The organism is Polaribacter sp. R77954 (genome assembly GCF_044595335.1).
Taxonomy (GTDB): Bacteria; Bacteroidota; Bacteroidia; order Flavobacteriales; family Flavobacteriaceae; genus Polaribacter.
In genome coordinates, this window is sequence record NZ_CP138992.1 from 3,657,965 (window position 1) to 3,674,681 (window position 16,717).

Below are 16,717 nucleotides of genomic sequence, written 5' to 3' on the forward strand. Positions count from 1 at the left end.
TTATTTTTATACAAATAATAAAGAAGCGGTTTTTAAGAAACTGCTTCTTTATACACTTTTAAACAGCGCTCTCTAGCAAACTTATGATCTACAATTTCTTTTGCGTAGCTAAGTTCTTGAAATTCTGGAACCCATTTTTTGATATATTTAAAATCTTTATCAAACTTTTTAATTTGAGTTGTGGGGTTAAAAATTCTAAAATAAGGTGAGGCATCTACACCAGAACCTGCCACCCATTGCCAATTACCCACATTGCTAGACATTTCATAATCATGTAATTTTTCTGCAAAATAAGCTTCACCCCATCTCCAATCTATCAATAAATGTTTGCATAAAAAACTGCCTACCAACATTCTTACTCTGTTGTGCATAAAACCAGTTTTATTGAGTTCTCTCATTCCTGCATCTACTAAAGGATACCCAGTTTGTCCTTTGCACCAAGCCTTAAATTCAGTTTCATTATTTCTCCAATCAATATTATCATATTTGGCTTTAAACGCCTTATTTGGTGTATGTGGAAAATGCCATAAAATTTGCATAAAAAATTCGCGCCAAATCAGTTCTTTTAAAAAAGTAATATTATCACTTTTAGATGCTTTTTCTACCATTCTGCGAACACTAACCGTACCAAAACGTAAATGAGTTCCTAATTTTGAGGTTGCATTTTGAGCAGGGAAGTTTCTAGTTTCTTCGTACTCATTAATCAACTTTGGAGAAACTGTATAAGATTCCACTTTAATTTTAGATTCCCTAAAACCAATATCACTTAAAGATAAAAAAGAATGCTGCTTATTTTTGATGAAAAACTCTAAATTATCTTCTGAAGGATACAATTGAACCCCTTGATTTTGAAATGCTTCTAACCATTTTCGAGAATATGGTGTATAGACTTTATAAGGGTCTCCATCTTGTTTTACGATTTCATTTCGTTCGTAAATAACTTGGTCTTTAAAAGTCTTAAAGTTGATGTTTGCAGTATTTAAAAGTATTTTGATTTCGGTATCTCTATCTTGTGCATAAGGTTCATAATCACGATTTGTAAAGACGGTTTCTATTTGATGTTTTTCTGATAGTTGTTTAAATATATCAATTGGTTTTCCATGAAATATTGCCAAAGAACTACCAACTTCTTTCAGCTGATTGTTGATATTGGTTAGCTCTTGATGTAAAAAGGTTACTCTAGCATCATCTGAAGGAAGTTTAGAAAGGATTTCATCATCAAAAATAAAAATAGGCAGTACATTTTTACCTGAGGTTAACGCATGATATAAACCACAATTATCGTTTAAACGTAAATCCCTTCGAAACCAGAATATGTTTTTTTGTTCTTTCATTCTATTAATTGTCATTTTTAAAGAAAACGTGTCATGGTTCCCTTTTTTATAAATTTATTTAAAAAAGGGAAACCTTACTCAGTTTTACTGGCGATTTATTTGGAATAATCTGTGTTAGAAACACAGTATGATATTTTTGAATTTTTATAAGATGCTAGGCTTCTTTAAACTCGCCAAAAAGTTCAATCAGTTTTTCTTGTCTGTAATTAAAAATTTCTTCAAGTTTAGGTTTTACCAAAAACGGATGTACTAATTGCCCTAAAAAACCTAAAGGTACTTTGTAGTGTATGATATCTTCAAACTCAACACCACCTTTAACTTCTTTGATAAAATGTTTATGATCCCACAAAGCATATGGGCCATACAATTGTTCGTCTACAAAATATTCTTTGTGTTTTACTTGTGTAATTTTAGAAACCCATTTGGTTTTAATGCCTAAAAGTGGCGTAACTATATATTGTATAATTTGTCCTGCATACAAAGGCCTGTCTGCCCCAGATTCGATGTTAAAACCCATATAATCTGGAGTAATGATTTTTAAATTTTTTGGGTTTGATAAAAAATTCCAAGCATCATCTAATGAAATCGGAAACTTTTGTTTTCTATGAAATGTATATATTTTCACAATTAATTAATTTAAAATAGGGCTAGGTTCAGAAGTTTTTTTTCTTGTAATTAGGTCATTTATGCCATACCAAAGTTGTATTCTTTTTAGTAAAGATTCTTTTGCCACAAAGTTTGCATCCTCCCATTTTTTGCTATCTTTTCCACAAAGCTCTTTAACCATTTTTAAAGATAAAGGGCCATGTTCATCTCCATCTAAAGCTATATGGCGTTCTAAATAATATTTTAGTTTATAGAAAGAGGTGTTTTTTGCATCTGAGTTTTTTAAAATCTCAATAAACATATCTGGTATAACATCTTCTCTGCCAAAAGTAAATGCTGAAGCAATAAGGTGGGGTTTGTTGGTTTGAATAATAGAGAATGTATATTTTACAAAATCAACAATTCTTTGATCAACTTGAATTTCACTAAATGCATAATCTAAACTATTACCTGCATTTATTGCATTTAAAAAATGTGTTATATTTTGGGTGTTTGCATTCATTTGTAACATGGCATCCATATACATTTCAAAATGACTTTTTGGTTCGCCAATTTCGTTAACATCACTTTCTTCTCCATGAACAATTTCATTGATAAATCTTGATAAAGTGGGATTTTTAGGAGGCGTCCAAGGTAATGTAGTGGTTGTTAAATGGTTTTGTAGACTTTTTAAAAGCGACATAAAATCCCAAACAGCGAATACATGATGCTCCATAAAAACTTTTATATCTTCTATGGTATTTAAATTGGTATACAACTCGTGTTCCTGAAGTTGCAACCTTAAATTTTGTATATTTTGTTCAATTTGATGTATGCGATTCATAAAAACGTGAGATTTTTTTATTTAATTATGTATTAAAACATATAGATTTAATGATGTTGCAATGCACAACCAAATTATATACGGTAATAACAGGTATTTGTAATTTTTTACTTTTTTGCTGAATTTAAAGAAATAAAAAAATAAAAGGGCAGTGAGTAAGCTAAGGTTTATCAGCCCTAAAAATACCCAGTGCTGTTTAAAAAAAAGAAAGTTCCAACTAACATTCAATATAAATTGTATGATAAAGATAGCTGTCATTTTCTTTGAGTTTTCAACTAAAAAAAGTTTTCCTAAATAAATAGAAAAACAAATCATAATTGTTGTCCAAGCTACACCAAACACCCAACCTGGAGGTGTCCAAGGTGCTTTTTTTAAATTGATGTACCAATCTGTCATAGGGCCACCATCCATAAACCAGTTGCCAATGGCTAACCCACTAAAATTTACTATTATAAAAATAAAGGTTAACTTGGCTTGCCTCATTATTTAGCTTGTAATCCTTCAATCTTTTTTAATAAATTATCAGCTTCTAAATATTTTTGATCGCTATCGCTTCTATTAATCGATTGCAATTTGAAGCCTTCTTCCATTAATTTTTTATATTTTTCTTGTAGTTTTTCAACTTCAGATTTCTTTTTAAATAATCCAAACATATTTTTAGTTTAAGAATTTAGTAATTTTTTTACTTGTTGGTTTTGTAATTGAAAAATAATAATCAATTAATTCACCTGTAGGTGAAACCAAATATTTTTGAAAGTTCCATTTTACAGAAGAACTTTTATTGCCATTCAAACTCTTATTAGTTAACCAAGTGTAAAGCGGATGTTGATTTTGACCTTTAACATCAACTTTTTCGGTAATTAAAAAAGATACTCCATAATTTACCTGACAAAATTCTTGAATTTCATCTGCTGTACCAGGTTCTTGCTTTCCAAATTGGTTGCAAGGCACTCCAATTACAACAATTTCATTTTTATAATCTTTATGTAATTGTTCTAATTCTTTGTATTGAGGTGTAAAACCACATTTAGAGGCAACATTTACAAACAAAATATGTTTGCCTTTAAAATCAGAAAATTGGATAGGATTATTCGTGAGACTATTCATCTCAATTTCATAAATATCTGTCATAATCAAAAAGTTATATTTTAAAACTTACAATTCCGCAGTCTAGCTCAAATATTTGACCTGAAATGGAATTTGCTTTGTTAGAGATTAAAAAGCTTGCTAAATCTGCAACTTCTTTTGGATCTAAGAATTTTTTAAGAGGATGACGCTCTTTAATACCTTCTATTAAACGTTCGTTACGTAATAATTTTGCAGCCAAATCTGTATTGGTTACAGTAGGTGCAATGGCATTTACACGAATAGTTGGTGCTAGTTCTGCACCTAAAGATTTTGTTAAACCTTCTACACCAGATTTTGCTGCAGCAACACTGGCATGAAATGGCATTCCTAATTTAGCAGCAACTGTACTAAATAATAAAATTGAAGGGTGATTTCCTTTTTTTAAAGCTGGTAAATATTGTTGAATAGCTTTTACAGCACCAATTACATTAATTTCGAAATCATTTCTGAATTCGTCTAATTTTAATCGAGAAATGGGTTTTAAATTAATACTACCAGGACAATAAATTAAAGTATCTATTTTGTCAATTTCTGGTAAATCATCAGTAAGAATATCACAATTATAATGTGTTAGATTATTGTGAGTCTGCAAAGGAGCAGTTCTACTAATGTTAATAATTTGATGTTCACTAACTAGAGCATTTACAATTGCATTACCAATTCCTTTGCTTCCTCCAATAACTAAAATTTTATTCATATTGCTTTAAGGTCTTCCTTTCAAGCGCTTTTCAATTTTTTGTTTAACTGCTGTCAAGCGCTTCATTAGATCCATTATTTCAGGATTTTTGTCTACTTTGTATACTTCATTAAGCTCTAATATTAAAGCTTTTACTTCTCTTGATGCTAAAATACGATCGCTGGTTGTTTTAAATGAGAATTTTCTATTCTCAAACTCTACAGCTCTTTCTAATAAATTCATTCTTTGTCTTCTCTGTTTTTATCTAATTTGGCAATATAGATATAAAAGTTAGAAATGCAAGAAAAATCTGAATTTATTATATTTTAAGCAGCTGTTAAAGGTTTCCCTTTTAAACGTTTTTCTATACGCTGTTTTATAGCGGTTAAACGCTTCATGATATCCATTATTTTTTGATCTTTATTTTTTTTATAAATTTCATTAAGATCAAGTATTAAAGATTTTGCTTCTCTAGAAGCTAAAATACGATCACTTGTTGTTGGAAATCTCATTTTTCTGTTCTCAAATTCTAAAGCTTTTTTGATAAGTTCCATAACTTAGTATTTTAAAGTGTTTTGCAATTCAACGATTTTCTGTTGGGTATTAAATGTACCACCAAAGTAAGAAGTTACTGTGGATGAAGTATCATCTTTAATTCCTCTAGATGATACACATAGATGTTTAGCGTCTATAATAACAGCTACATCTTCCGTGTCTAAAACAGCTTTAAGTTCCTCTGCAATTTGGTTGGTTAAACGTTCTTGAACCTGAGGTCTTTTAGCATAGTATTGTACAATTCTATTTAATTTTGATAATCCGATTACTTTACCAGATGAAATGTAGGCAACATGTGCTTTACCAATAATTGGCACAAAATGGTGTTCGCAATTAGAATAAAATGTGATGTTTTTTTCTACCAACATTTGGTTATATTGGTATTTGTTATCAAACAACGCTACTTTTGGTTTATTGGCTGGGTTTAATCCAGAAAATATTTCATCAATATACATTTTGGCTACTCTTTCTGGTGTTCCTTTTAAAGAATCGTCAGTGAGGTCTAAGCCCATAACATCCATTATTTCAGAAAATAAATTAGCAATCTTTTTTTTCTTTTGGATGTCTGAGAGTTGAAAAGCATCTTTTTTCATTGGTGTTTCTAGACCCGTATATAAATGGTCATCGCCAACTTCTTCGAATGAAAAACCGTTTAATTTTTCTGATGCTTCTTTTTCTTTTAATATTACTTCTGTAATCATTTTGTGTCTTTTTAATGTGCTGTCCTTAAGTACTCTAATCTTAGAGGCAAAGCACTGTTCATATTACCTTTTAGATATAGAGTTGTTTGATATTGTTCTTTGTCTTGTACATTTAAATCTTCCTTTTTCGAAAGTTCTTAATTGTTGATGTTTTGTTTTTCTTCCTTGCACTCTTTTTCGCCACATTCTAAAGCTTGATGGCTTCATTTCTCTGCGCATTAAATCAATAACTTCTTGTTCTTTTAGACCAAATTGAAATTGAATGGATTCGAAAGTTGTTCTATCTTCCCAAGCCATTTCAATAATTCTATCTGTTTCAATTTCGTTTAACTGTTTCATCTAGTAGAATTCGTATTGTTTGTCGTTTTCTATTTTTAGATCTATAATTTTGTCGAGAAACTTTTTATTTTCTTTCAATAATTTATTCTTTTTAAAGCGTACAAAATTACCTTGAGCATGAATACTAAAGCCACTTGTTTTATAAATGTGTAACTGATAAGTTGGTATTGCCCAACTAAAGTTTTGTAACCCTTTATTGATATGAACAATAATGCCTTTTTCCCTAATTTCTATATTACCATAATTAATATCAGAAACCGTGTTCATGTATTTTAAAAAACCTGGGCTAACAATGTCTATCATCATTCTTTTAGAACCAACACCACCTAATTTAATCGCTTTAAAAAAAGAATAAGGCTTGCCTAATAAGTCATTAAAAATAGCGTCCGCTTCTTTATTTGTATGTGTTGTGTTGTAAATCATAATTACTTCAAATATAATAATGTTTAACATATTTTAAAAAAGGTTAAACATAAATTAACAAAACATTATGAATCCATATAAATAGGCCTATTTTAATCTGTTAACAACTGATTTCTATCAGATAAAGTATGTTTTTTTAAGATTCTTTTATTTTCTATAAGTACATCAAATCTTTTTTTCATGTTAAAAAGAATATCACTGGCTTTTTTACGTGCAGATTTACCATTTACAATAGGTAAAGGGTAATTTTCACCCAAAATAAAGTTGTTAAATTGCTGATCTAAAGGCGTCATTAAATAAGGTTCGTGAATAAAAGGTAAAGGCAATTTTGCAAGTTCTGGCACCCATTTTTTTATAAAAATAGCATCTGCATCATGTTCTAAACTATTTTTAACAGGGTTGTAAATGCGCACATTGTTAATGCCAGTTTCAGCAGCTTGCATTTGCAATTGCGGAAAATGAATACCTGGCTCAAAATCTAAAAATTGCTGCGATAAATGGTGTGTAGATGCTTGCCAAGGTTGCCATAAAATATGTGTAAAAAAAGACACGAGTAGGGATCGCATCCTGAAATTTAAATATCCAGTTTCAACCAAACAACGCATGGAAGCATCTACTAAAGGGAAACCTGTGTTCCCTTCTTTCCACGCTTTTTGATAGCTTAAAGAAATACTTTTTTTAAGCTTATGATATCCTTTGTTTATACTAGCTTCTTCCATAGTATGCTCCATTTCAAACTTTTGAATAAAATGAGCTTGCCAACGTAACCTAGAGATAAAAGCACCTAAAGAGCGCTTATTTCTTTCTGTTTTATACGCTAATGCTTCTTGATAAACTTGGCGAATAGAAAGATTTCCCCAAGCAATATATGGTGATAATCTGCTAGAACTTATTCTTGATAAGGCTGGTTTAGAAATATGATGCATGTATTCTTTATGTCTTTCTTTAAAAAAACTATCAGCATATTTCCAGGCTGTTTTTGTACCCCCTTTTTGAAAAAAAGGATGTTTTTCTGTAGATAAGTTTGTCGTAAAAAAACTGCGCTCTACAGTTTTAAATTCGTTTAAAGAAATACATTGTTCTGACTTTATTTGATATGTAAATTGTGCAGAACTCATGTATTCATCCCATTTATCAAACCAATCTTCTCGGTTTAATAAACCTCTTAAAACTCCGTTATTATTGTTTTCTACCCAATTTATAGTATTGTTTCTGCAGTATCTTGCAAAATCTCGGTCTCTATTATAAGTAATTAACAAGCCGGTTTCTTGATGCGAAAAAACAGTATTAATTTTATAGTAATTTTGTAATTGATTAAACGCTGTAATTACTTCAGAAGTAACTGTAAGTATTTTTGTATTGTATTTTTGTAAATCTTCATTAAGATCTACAATAGATTGTTTTATAAAATTCCAATGACGCTCAGAATAATGAGGATCGTTTATTAAAGAATTCTCAAAAACATATAAAAATAAAACACGTTTGTCAGATTTTAAAGCGTTTTTAATTGCTTCATTATCTTGCAAGCGCAAATCTCGTTTTAACCAAACTACATTAATTTCTTCTCTATCAGCCATTGTCTAATTCGTTAAAAAATTGTTTTGCATTCTCAAAATGTACTTCTTTTTTCTCTTGATTCATTTTATCAAAAGTTCTAATGAGCATTCCTAATCTAGGATTACTTAAAAAGAATGCTTTGTGCTTATCCATAAAAGTCCAAAATAAACCATCCCAAGTTTTTTGCCAATCGCCTTTTTTGTAATTACTCATTTTCATAATATAATTACTACTGCTTATGTAGGGTTTTGTACTCATCATTCCACCATCTGCAAACAAACTCATTCCATAAACGTTTGGCACCATAACCCAATCGTAAGCATCAATAAAAAGCTCCATAAACCATTGGTACACTTCATCTGGGTCAAATTCACACAACACCATAAAGTTTCCTAAAATCATTAAACGTTCTATATGATGTGCGTATGCTGTTTTGTTTACTTTTTTGATGACATCGTCTATAGGTTGAATTCCAGTTGTTCCATTATAAAACGATTTAGGAATTTTTCTAGAGAATTTCCAGAAATTTTTGGTACGTTCTTCTGTTCCTTTTGCTTCATAAACTCCTCTTATAAATTCTCGCCAACCCAAAATTTGACGCACAAATCCTTCAGTAGAATTAATTGGGATATCATTTTTATTAGCATATTCAATGGCCAATTCAATGACTTTTTTAGGATGCAATAAACCCACATTAATTAAAGGCGATAATAAACTATGGTTCAAAAAATGTTCTTCTCTTACAATAGCATCTTCATACGCACCAAATTCGTGAAAACGGATTTCAAAAAATTGCGTTAACCATTCTTCTGCAGCTTTAAAATCAACAGGATATACGATATAATCATTCAGTTTTCCGTAATTACCTGCAAAGTTTTCGTGTACATATTTTGCAGCTTCTGTTTGATAATTTGTTTGTTTAGGAAACTGAATTAATGGTGGCGTTTTTCCTTTCGGATATTTTTTTCTGTTTTCATCATCAAACGTCCATTTACCACCAGCAGGATTTTTGCCATCCATTAAAATAGCTCTTTCTTTTCGTTCACTTTTATAGAATGAAGTCTGAAAGAATTTCTTTTTAGTGGGTTTAAAAAAGGATGATAATTCTTCTTTACTATTGATGAATAAAGGATTGTTGTACCAAATAATTTCTAGAGCACCTTTAGATTGATGAATGTGTTTTTCTAGCCAATTGTCTGTAGGATCTATAATATGGATTTTAGAAATGCCATCATCAGCTAATTTTGGTAACAATTTTCGAACATCACTCAACTTGTCTGTAGCATCAATATAACGTACTTTTTTATCCTTTTTGATGAGATAATTTTCATAAGCTTTCATACTGGCTCTATGAAAGGCAATTTTTTGTTGATGGAACTTATATTGATTGAAAAATAAATATTCTTCAATTAATATGATGTCATCAACCGTTTCTAAAACATCACTAGTTTTAAAAATTTGATGCGGAAAAATGATATGTACTTCTGTAATATTCATGCTAAAACAAAGTTTTTTCTAACCATAAATTTCTAAATTTATGATTGCTGTCATAACGTTCTGCTTGTAACTGGGTGTTGAATTTTCGGTCTCTAGGATCGTTACCAACTCCAGCCACATACATCCAATTGCCATAATTGCTATGTACATCATAATCTAACAAAAGCGATTCAAAATAAGCTGCTCCAATTCGCCAATCTTGCAGGAGTTCTTTCGCAAAGTATGAAGCCACATTTTGTCTGCCTCTGTTGCTCATCCAGCCAGTTTCTTTCAACTCAATCATATTTGCGTTAACAAAGTCGTCTTTGGTTTCACCATTAATCCAACTCTGAATAATATCTTGATCTGTATTCCAATGATATTCTCTTTCTAAAATACCACCGATTTTAAAGATGTTTTTGTCGTATTTTAAAGAAATGTATTTGAAAAAATCTCTCCAAATCAATTCAAAAATTACCCAATAGGTAGACTGATTTTCACCAAATTCAGTTTCGTATTTTTTTATTTGATGATAAATGGTTTTGGCAGATAGGCTTCCGTTTGCCAACCAAGGAGAAAATTTTGTAGCATAATCAACTCCAACCAAACCGTTTCTTGTTTTTTTATAAAAACTTACCTTTTTGCTTTCAAACAAATAATAATTCAATCGTTTTAAAGCTTCAGTTTCTCCACCTTTAAACGGAAAGGCAGTTTTGTGTGGAATTGTAAAATTTTCAAAACCTAAATCACTAAGTGTTGGAATTGTAGTTGTATTCTCTATTTTATGATGTTCAGGAAGTTTGGTAATCTCAACTTCATCTAAAATTGCAACGTACTTTTCTAATTTTTTACGAAAACCCGTAAAAACATTAGGGATGTTACTAAAGTTATTAGAAACTGTATTTGGGTGATATAAAAATTGATCATAATCTTCTATAAAATCAATTTTTGGAATCAATTTTTTTACAGCTTTATTCGTTTTAATTTCCTCTTGAGTCCATTCCTTTTGAGTGTAGATGGCGTCTACAGAAAATTCATCACACAATTGTTTTAATTTATTTTCTGGAGCCTCAAAATAGGTGAGGAGTGTAATATTTAATTCAGCTAAATTTTGTTGCAAATCAGCAATGGTTTCAAGCAAAAATTTGGCTCTAAATTTTGCAGTTTTTTGAAACCCGAATTCATCCAAAGAAAAATATTTAGGGTCAAAAAAATAGACCGCAATTGTCTTTTCGTTTTCAGTTACTGCTTTTTGTAAAGAAACATTATCTCTTGTTCGTAAGTTATTACGAAACCAAACTAATCCTATTTTTTTTTGTTGCTGCTGCATTTTTTACTACAATATTTAACGTTTTCCCAATTCTTTTCCCACTTTTTTCGCCAAGTAAAAGGTCTTTCACAAACGATACATATTTTTGTGGGTAAATGTTGTTTTTTCAAAAAAATTAAACTTTTACAATTTTGCTAATCATTCCATTAAAAATAAACCAGTGAAAAGGCACTACTGCATACCAATACAATCTACCAGCCAAACCTACAGGTCTAAATGTTGCTGTTTGGCATAATTTTTCACCCTCAATTTTAAATTCTAACCATGCTTCTCCTGGTAAAATCATTTCGGCATAGAGTAGGAGCTTACCTTTTTCTTTATCAGCATAAATTACTCGCCAAAAATCTAAGGCATCACCAGCATTGAGTTCTGTTGGGTGTCTTCTGCCTCTTCTTAAGCCAGCACCACCAAAAAATTGATCTAAAAAACCTCTAATTTTCCATAAAATGGTGCCATAATACCAACCTGTTTCGCCACCAATGGCCCAAATTTTATCTATGGTTTTTGCCCTGTTTTTTACAGTTCTTTTCTTGTAATCTTTAAAACATCCATATTTGGGTACATTAATAAATTCACCTACATAATTTTTTAGTTTTCCACTACTGATGTAAGAATCTTTCCAACTAGAAATAATACTATTTTGTTCAATTTTTTTAAAAGCTAATTTTACAGCTTGTTTATACGTCATGGGCTCAACATCTAGAATTTTATTGATGTTGCTTTTATTGCCAATAACTTCTACACCCATAGAATTTACTAAAGAACTTGCTAATTTGTAGGATGTTGAGGTTACAAAGTACAACCAATAAGAAGATAGTTTTGGTGTCATTACAGGCACAGTTAGAATTGAACGTTTTAGTTTTCTTACTTCTGCAAACTGCAATAACATGGTTTTATAAGTCAGTACTTCTGGACCAAAAATATCGTAAGAAGTATTGTATAACTCTCTTTTGCCTAGTGCTTTGTGTAAAAAAGCCAATACATCTCGAATTGATAACGGTTGTGTTTTAGTATCTAACCATTTAGGCGCAATCATGGCTGGTAGTTTTTCAACCAAATCTCTTATAATTTCGAAAGACGAACTTCCTGAACCAACTATAATTCCGGCTTTAAAAGTAGTTAAAGCATAACTTTTTGAACTTAATGTATTTTCTACATTTTTTCTTGATAATAAATGTTTAGAAAGCTTTGTGTCGTTGGTAATTCCGCTTAAATAAATAACTTGTTTTATAGTTGTTGTTTCTGCAAATCGCTTAAAATTAAACGCGCACTTTTCTTCTAAAACGTGAAATTCTTTGGCAGAATTCGACATGGAGTGAATTAAATAATAAGCAGCATCTATATCTTTAGGAACTATTTTTAAAGAACTAGCATCTAAAAAATCAGCTTCAATCAACGTTATATTTTGTTGTTCTTTATAATAATTTTCTGCTCTTTTTTTATCTCTAACAGGGCATATGATTTCATGACCATCATTTAATAAAAGAGGAATTAAACGTTTGCCAATATAACCTGTTGCACCTGTTACTAGAATTTTCATATATTTTCTATCACTTTTGGTCTTTGATAACTTAATTGCTTTTTAAATTGTGGAACAGCATAGGTGTCTAGTCCGTTTATGGTTACTACTTTTCCTTCAGATAAGTTGATTAAGCCATCTTCTTGTAACAACTCATCTTTAACATATAACTCTTGAATTTGCGCAACAACGAGCATTACATTATTAGAAGGCACATAAATTTCTTCAATAAATTTCATTGCCATTTGTACTGGTGCATTTTTAACAAAAGGAGCATTAAAATCACCCTTAAATTCAGGTTCTAAATTGGTCATATCAAATTCAGAAATATCATATGGATATTTAGCTGAAGTATGATGTGCATCTTCAAACACATCTTCCCAAATATGATTGATTGTAAAATAACCAGTATCTTTTAAATTTTTGTGCGTATTTCTTGGCACTGTTGTAGGTCTTAAAATAAAACCCAAAGTTGGTGGATTTGAGCCTAAATGTGTAACAGAGCTAAACACGGCTACGTTTGTATTTCCATCTTCTGAAATGGTTCCTAAAAGATTTGCCGATTTAAAACCAGAACAACTGTTTATTAAGTTAATTCTGAAAATTTTATTTAGGTTTGAAATATCTTTATTGTCAAAAAATTGCATAGTCTTGGTTTATGATATAAACAAAGATACAAATTGTTTAACTTATTATATTTTATGTTAAACAAAACTTATGTTAAATAATTTAGAAAATGTTAATTGAGTCTCAATTATAAAAACAACCCTTAATTGTTTTGAATTTAAAGATTATTTTTGCGATTATTATCATTGAAAAACGTATTCAAAAATGAGAAAAAAAATATTTACAATTCTATGTATTTTAATTTTCTGTAGTCACGATATGTATCTAAAAATAGATACTTTTTTTCTAGAACCCCACACCCAAAGTACTATTAATTTATTTAATGGTACGTTTGATAAAAGTGAAAATGTAATTACTAGAGACCGAATGCTAGATGCCAGTTTGGTAGGAAATGGAAAACGAATAAAAATTGAAGATAAACAATGGTCTGAAAAAGATAGCATTACGATTTTAAATTTTACAACAGAAAATGAAGGAACTTGGGTTGCAGGAGTATCTACAAAACCAAGAAATTTTGCCATGACTGCTCAAAAATTTAATGATTATTTAGAACATGATGGAATTAAAGACGTTTTGTCTGCAAGAAAAGAAAACAATACGATAAAAGACGATGCTGTTGAGAAATATTCTAAACATGTTAAAGCTATTTTTCAAGTAGGAGAGGAGAGGAGCGAAGATTGGAAGACTGTTTTAGGCTATCCAATAGAATTTGTTCCCTTACAAAATCCTTATAAAAAATATACAGGAGATACTTTACAATTACAATTATTGAGAAAAGGCAAACCATTAGCAAATCAATTGGTTTATGCCGATTTTAAAGCAACAGAAAAAGGACATTCTCACAATAATATTAGTAGTGAAACGCACAGCCATAATGAAACAACACATTCTCATGATGATGAAAATCATACACATACTACTGGTCAAGAACTAAGAACAAATCAAGAAGGAATTGTTTCTGTAAAGTTGAAAAATGATGGTATTTGGTATGTAAGAACAATTCATTTAGTAAATTCAGAAGAAGAAGGTTTAACTCATGAATCTAATTGGGCAACTTTAACTTTTGAAGTGACACACCATCACAATTCAGCAACTCATTCTCATACACATGCTGATGAAGATTCCTTGCCTTCTTACATTTTTATTATAGCAAGTATTGTAGTCGTAGCAATGTTGTTTTTCTTTTTCAATCGAAAAAAATAGTTTCTATTGAAGCCTTTCAAGCTAAAGTATTTACTAACTATGGTGCTTTTTTTTACACCATTTTTTGCATTTGCACATGGTGTAAGTACATCAGATCAAGCTATCTTAAATAATGGAGGTTTAGGATCTTATATTTATGTAGGTGCAAAACACATGCTTACAGGTTACGACCATTTGCTGTTTTTAGCGGGCGTTGTTTTTTATTTAAGCGGATTTAAAGCTATTGTGAAATTTATCACCGTTTTTACAATAGCACACTGTATAACGTTAACAGTAGCAACGTATTTAGGTATAAAAGCAGATGAGCATTTGGTAGATGCTATCATCGCATTAAGTGTTTTGTACAAAGGATTTGAAAATTTAGGAGGTTTTAAAAAATTGAATGTGAAAGCACCTAATTTATTGTTCATGGTGTTTTTCTTCGGGTTAATTCACGGTTTTGGTTTAGCCACTAGATTGCAATCTTTTGACATTGGAAATGAACAGTTTCTTGCCAAAATTTTGAGTTTTAATATTGGTGTTGAAATAGGGCAGATTTTAGCCTTAATTCCTATAGTCTTTTTGATTACAAATTGGCAAAAAAAAGAAAGTTATTCTGCATTTTATAAAGCAGTAAATTCATATTTGATAGCAGTTGGTATCTTTTTGTTTTGTTATCAAATATATGGTTATGTAACATAAAAAAACTCCAGAAATAAATCTGAAGTTTAAAGTCGGGGTGGCAGGATTCGAACCTGCGACCTCCTCGTCCCAAACGAGGCGCGATGACCGGGCTACGCTACACCCCGAAAAAAGTCATCAATTTTAGGACTGCAAATATAGAATAATATTTATATATTGTATTAAATTTTATTTAATTTTCTTGCAATGAAACAAAAAATTTATCTTTTGTCATTTTCGCTTTTTTTTTGCGGTTTATCGCTATTATCTCAAAAAAAAGAATATGAAATTGTAGTTCCTGATTTAGTGAACCCATGGGGATTTACCTTTTTGCCTGATAATTCTATGCTAATCACTGAAAAAGAAGGGAAATTGATTCATTTTAAACATGGAAGAAAAATCAATATTGGAAATTTGCCTGAAATTTATGTTCGTGGTCAAGGGGGCTTTATGGACGTGGAACTGCATCCTAATTATTCACAAAATGGCTGGATTTACTTTACTTATGCTTCGCAAGGAGGAAAAGGAAATGGAGGAAATACCACTTTAATGAGAGCCAAATTAAAAGAGAATCAATTGGTTGAAAAAGAAGTTTTGTATAAAGCATCACCAAATTCTAAAAGAGGACAGCATTTTGGTTCTAGAATTGCATTTGATAAAGAAAATCGCGTTTATTTTAGTGTTGGAGATCGAGGAAATAGAGAGCTAAATCCGCAAGACATCACTAGAGATGGTGGTAAAATTTATCGATTGAATGATGATGGTTCTGTTCCTATAAACAACCCTTTTGTAAATCAAAAAAATGCTAAAAAAGCCATTTTTAGTTTCGGACATCGAAATCCGCAAGGTATGGAAATGAATCCTTTTACTAATGAAATTTGGGCTCATGAACATGGACCACAAGGAGGTGATGAAATAAATATTATTAAAAAAGGAGAAAATTATGGCTGGCCAAAAGCAAGTTATGGGATAAATTATAGTGGTACAAAATTTACAGATAAAACTTCGATTCCTGGTATGAAAAGTCCAATTCATCATTGGACGCCTTCTATAGCGCCAAGTGGTATGGCTTTTATTAGTAGTGATAAATACGGAAAATGGAAAGGGAATCTTTTAGTTGGGTCTTTAAAATTTCAATACGTTAGTAGATGTATCTTAAAAGGCAATACAGTTTTTAAAGAAGTAAAATTATTAAAAGATATTGGTAGAGTGCGTTCTATAGAGCAGGGGTTAGATGGTTTTATGTATGTAGGTGTAGAAAATTTAGGAATTGTAAAAATATTGCCCAACTAAAATGAGAATTATTGTTATTTATCTTTTAGTAGTTGCTCAATTGTACACACTAAACATAACACGATATTTGCCAAAAGCACAAAATTCAACATTGCTAAAAAGTGTAAAAAGAGGTAAAAAAATTTACACAAAAAAATGTAAAATATGTCATAAAGCTGATGGAAAAGGAAAAATAAATAAATACCCTCCATTAGCACAGTCAGATTTTTTAGTTAAGTACAGAGCAAAAAGTATCAGAGCAATAAAATTTGGTATAACAGATAGTATTGTTGTAAATGGTATTGTATACCATAGAATAATGAAAAAAGTTAACTTAAACCATCAAGAAATTGCAGACGTTATGAACTACATTAGCAATTCTTGGGGAAATAAAAACCAGAAAATAGTTACTGCAGAAGAGGTTGTTAATATTAAAAAGGATTAAAATATTTTTAACTTCTACATTTTCATCAATTTTTGTTATCAAC

At 30.4% G+C, this 16,717-nt stretch carries 22 protein-coding genes and 1 tRNA gene; 4 read left to right on the forward strand and 19 right to left on the reverse strand.

Annotated elements, in window-relative coordinates; all coding sequences use genetic code 11:
- Positions 1 to 32: 32 nt before the first annotated feature.
- The 18 genes from SJY27_RS15745 to SJY27_RS15830 form a co-directional block, all read right to left on the reverse strand.
- Entirely contained in the window at positions 33 to 1,334 is a 1,302-nt protein-coding gene (locus SJY27_RS15745; protein WP_397447936.1) for a cryptochrome/photolyase family protein, read from the reverse strand.
- 154 nt (positions 1,335 to 1,488) lie between these two features.
- Positions 1,489 to 1,959, reverse strand: coding sequence for a cell division inhibitor (locus SJY27_RS15750; RefSeq protein WP_397445825.1), 471 nt, complete (start codon positions 1,957 to 1,959; stop codon positions 1,489 to 1,491).
- 6 nt (positions 1,960 to 1,965) lie between these two features.
- Positions 1,966 to 2,763 (reverse strand): DUF3050 domain-containing protein, encoded by a 798-nt coding sequence (locus SJY27_RS15755; RefSeq protein WP_397445826.1) that lies wholly within the window; start codon positions 2,761 to 2,763, stop codon positions 1,966 to 1,968.
- A gap of 21 nt (positions 2,764 to 2,784) precedes the next feature.
- Positions 2,785 to 3,246 (reverse strand): TspO/MBR family protein, encoded by a 462-nt coding sequence (locus tag SJY27_RS15760; protein WP_397445827.1) that lies wholly within the window; start codon positions 3,244 to 3,246, stop codon positions 2,785 to 2,787.
- Positions 3,246 to 3,416: a Lacal_2735 family protein gene (locus SJY27_RS15765; RefSeq protein WP_397445828.1), complete on the reverse strand. Its 171-nt coding sequence runs from the start codon at positions 3,414 to 3,416 to the stop codon at positions 3,246 to 3,248. The genes SJY27_RS15760 and SJY27_RS15765 overlap by 1 nt, the downstream gene beginning before the upstream one ends.
- A 4-nt stretch (positions 3,417 to 3,420) precedes the next feature.
- Entirely contained in the window at positions 3,421 to 3,894 is a 474-nt protein-coding gene (locus SJY27_RS15770) for a glutathione peroxidase (RefSeq protein ID WP_397445829.1), read from the reverse strand.
- Between the two features lie 10 nt (positions 3,895 to 3,904).
- Positions 3,905 to 4,588 carry an SDR family NAD(P)-dependent oxidoreductase gene (locus SJY27_RS15775; protein WP_397445830.1) on the reverse strand — a complete coding sequence of 228 codons (684 nt, stop codon included), beginning with the start codon at positions 4,586 to 4,588 and terminating at the stop codon, positions 3,905 to 3,907.
- Positions 4,589 to 4,594: 6 nt separating this feature from the next.
- Positions 4,595 to 4,810, reverse strand: coding sequence for a hypothetical protein (locus tag SJY27_RS15780; RefSeq protein WP_397445831.1), 216 nt, complete (start codon positions 4,808 to 4,810; stop codon positions 4,595 to 4,597).
- Between the two features lie 83 nt (positions 4,811 to 4,893).
- Positions 4,894 to 5,121: a hypothetical protein gene (locus SJY27_RS15785; protein ID WP_397445832.1), complete on the reverse strand. Its 228-nt coding sequence runs from the start codon at positions 5,119 to 5,121 to the stop codon at positions 4,894 to 4,896.
- 3 nt (positions 5,122 to 5,124) lie between these two features.
- Positions 5,125 to 5,823, reverse strand: coding sequence for a GTP cyclohydrolase I FolE (folE, locus tag SJY27_RS15790; protein ID WP_397445833.1), 699 nt, complete (start codon positions 5,821 to 5,823; stop codon positions 5,125 to 5,127).
- A gap of 63 nt (positions 5,824 to 5,886) precedes the next feature.
- Entirely contained in the window at positions 5,887 to 6,162 is a 276-nt protein-coding gene (locus SJY27_RS15795; RefSeq protein ID WP_397445834.1) for a TIGR03643 family protein, read from the reverse strand.
- A complete protein-coding gene (locus SJY27_RS15800; RefSeq protein ID WP_397447937.1) occupies positions 6,163 to 6,585 on the reverse strand; it encodes a hypothetical protein in 423 nt (140 codons plus the stop codon).
- A 92-nt stretch (positions 6,586 to 6,677) separates the two neighbouring features.
- A complete protein-coding gene (locus SJY27_RS15805; RefSeq protein ID WP_397445835.1) occupies positions 6,678 to 8,162 on the reverse strand; it encodes a deoxyribodipyrimidine photo-lyase/cryptochrome family protein in 1,485 nt (494 codons plus the stop codon).
- A complete protein-coding gene (locus tag SJY27_RS15810; protein WP_397445836.1) occupies positions 8,155 to 9,639 on the reverse strand; it encodes a cryptochrome/photolyase family protein in 1,485 nt (494 codons plus the stop codon). Before SJY27_RS15810 ends, SJY27_RS15805 begins: the two co-directional genes overlap by 8 nt.
- 1 nt (position 9,640) lies before the next feature.
- Entirely contained in the window at positions 9,641 to 10,948 is a 1,308-nt protein-coding gene (locus tag SJY27_RS15815; RefSeq protein WP_397445837.1) for a DASH family cryptochrome, read from the reverse strand.
- Positions 10,924 to 11,058 carry a DUF2256 domain-containing protein gene (locus SJY27_RS15820; RefSeq protein WP_397445838.1) on the reverse strand — a complete coding sequence of 45 codons (135 nt, stop codon included), beginning with the start codon at positions 11,056 to 11,058 and terminating at the stop codon, positions 10,924 to 10,926. Before SJY27_RS15820 ends, SJY27_RS15815 begins: the two co-directional genes overlap by 25 nt.
- A 5-nt stretch (positions 11,059 to 11,063) precedes the next feature.
- Positions 11,064 to 12,488, reverse strand: a complete 1,425-nt coding sequence (locus SJY27_RS15825) for an SDR family oxidoreductase (protein ID WP_397445839.1) — start codon at positions 12,486 to 12,488, stop codon at positions 11,064 to 11,066.
- Positions 12,485 to 13,114, reverse strand: a complete 630-nt coding sequence (locus SJY27_RS15830) for a flavin reductase family protein (RefSeq protein WP_397445841.1) — start codon at positions 13,112 to 13,114, stop codon at positions 12,485 to 12,487. The genes SJY27_RS15825 and SJY27_RS15830 overlap by 4 nt, the downstream gene beginning before the upstream one ends.
- 184 nt (positions 13,115 to 13,298) lie before the next feature.
- Between SJY27_RS15830 and SJY27_RS15835 the strand changes: the two genes are divergently transcribed.
- Both SJY27_RS15835 and SJY27_RS15840 read left to right on the forward strand, forming a co-directional pair.
- Positions 13,299 to 14,297, forward strand: a complete 999-nt coding sequence (locus SJY27_RS15835; protein ID WP_397445842.1) for a DUF4198 domain-containing protein — start codon at positions 13,299 to 13,301, stop codon at positions 14,295 to 14,297.
- Between the two features lie 39 nt (positions 14,298 to 14,336).
- The gene (locus tag SJY27_RS15840; RefSeq protein ID WP_397445843.1) at positions 14,337 to 14,978 is read left to right on the forward strand and encodes a HupE/UreJ family protein; all 642 of its coding nucleotides are present in this window, start codon (positions 14,337 to 14,339) and stop codon (positions 14,976 to 14,978) included.
- 32 nt (positions 14,979 to 15,010) lie between these two features.
- On the opposite strand, the gene SJY27_RS15845 is transcribed toward SJY27_RS15840, so the two are convergent.
- Positions 15,011 to 15,085 (reverse strand) — tRNA-Pro (locus SJY27_RS15845).
- A gap of 79 nt (positions 15,086 to 15,164) precedes the next feature.
- On the opposite strand from SJY27_RS15845, the gene SJY27_RS15850 reads away from it, so the two are divergent.
- Together SJY27_RS15850 and SJY27_RS15855 are read left to right on the forward strand one after the other, a co-directional pair.
- Positions 15,165 to 16,250 carry a PQQ-dependent sugar dehydrogenase gene (locus tag SJY27_RS15850; protein ID WP_397445844.1) on the forward strand — a complete coding sequence of 362 codons (1,086 nt, stop codon included), beginning with the start codon at positions 15,165 to 15,167 and terminating at the stop codon, positions 16,248 to 16,250.
- 1 nt (position 16,251) lies between these two features.
- Positions 16,252 to 16,674 (forward strand): c-type cytochrome, encoded by a 423-nt coding sequence (locus SJY27_RS15855; protein ID WP_397445845.1) that lies wholly within the window; start codon positions 16,252 to 16,254, stop codon positions 16,672 to 16,674.
- The last annotated feature ends 43 nt before the right edge of the window (positions 16,675 to 16,717 follow it).

Coding starts and splice junctions, on each gene's coding strand:
- SJY27_RS15815 (WP_397445837.1), bottom strand. CDS start 10,948: ATGCAGCAGCAACAAAAAAAAATAGGATTAGTTTGGTTTCGTAATAAC.
- folE (WP_397445833.1), bottom strand. CDS start 5,823: ATGATTACAGAAGTAATATTAAAAGAAAAAGAAGCATCAGAAAAATTA.
- SJY27_RS15810 (WP_397445836.1), bottom strand. CDS start 9,639: ATGAATATTACAGAAGTACATATCATTTTTCCGCATCAAATTTTTAAA.
- SJY27_RS15805 (WP_397445835.1), bottom strand. CDS start 8,162: ATGGCTGATAGAGAAGAAATTAATGTAGTTTGGTTAAAACGAGATTTG.
- SJY27_RS15840 (WP_397445843.1), top strand. CDS start 14,337: ATGGTGCTTTTTTTTACACCATTTTTTGCATTTGCACATGGTGTAAGT.
- SJY27_RS15835 (WP_397445842.1), top strand. CDS start 13,299: ATGAGAAAAAAAATATTTACAATTCTATGTATTTTAATTTTCTGTAGT.
- SJY27_RS15785 (WP_397445832.1), bottom strand. CDS start 5,121: ATGGAACTTATCAAAAAAGCTTTAGAATTTGAGAACAGAAAAATGAGA.
- SJY27_RS15855 (WP_397445845.1), top strand. CDS start 16,252: ATGAGAATTATTGTTATTTATCTTTTAGTAGTTGCTCAATTGTACACA.
- SJY27_RS15770 (WP_397445829.1), bottom strand. CDS start 3,894: ATGACAGATATTTATGAAATTGAGATGAATAGTCTCACGAATAATCCT.
- SJY27_RS15775 (WP_397445830.1), bottom strand. CDS start 4,588: ATGAATAAAATTTTAGTTATTGGAGGAAGCAAAGGAATTGGTAATGCA.
- SJY27_RS15800 (WP_397447937.1), bottom strand. CDS start 6,585: ATGATTTACAACACAACACATACAAATAAAGAAGCGGACGCTATTTTT.
- SJY27_RS15765 (WP_397445828.1), bottom strand. CDS start 3,416: ATGTTTGGATTATTTAAAAAGAAATCTGAAGTTGAAAAACTACAAGAA.
- SJY27_RS15780 (WP_397445831.1), bottom strand. CDS start 4,810: ATGAATTTATTAGAAAGAGCTGTAGAGTTTGAGAATAGAAAATTCTCA.
- SJY27_RS15760 (WP_397445827.1), bottom strand. CDS start 3,246: ATGAGGCAAGCCAAGTTAACCTTTATTTTTATAATAGTAAATTTTAGT.
- SJY27_RS15850 (WP_397445844.1), top strand. CDS start 15,165: ATGAAACAAAAAATTTATCTTTTGTCATTTTCGCTTTTTTTTTGCGGT.
- SJY27_RS15795 (WP_397445834.1), bottom strand. CDS start 6,162: ATGAAACAGTTAAACGAAATTGAAACAGATAGAATTATTGAAATGGCT.
- SJY27_RS15830 (WP_397445841.1), bottom strand. CDS start 13,114: ATGCAATTTTTTGACAATAAAGATATTTCAAACCTAAATAAAATTTTC.
- SJY27_RS15755 (WP_397445826.1), bottom strand. CDS start 2,763: ATGAATCGCATACATCAAATTGAACAAAATATACAAAATTTAAGGTTG.
- SJY27_RS15825 (WP_397445839.1), bottom strand. CDS start 12,488: ATGAAAATTCTAGTAACAGGTGCAACAGGTTATATTGGCAAACGTTTA.
- SJY27_RS15745 (WP_397447936.1), bottom strand. CDS start 1,334: ATGAAAGAACAAAAAAACATATTCTGGTTTCGAAGGGATTTACGTTTA.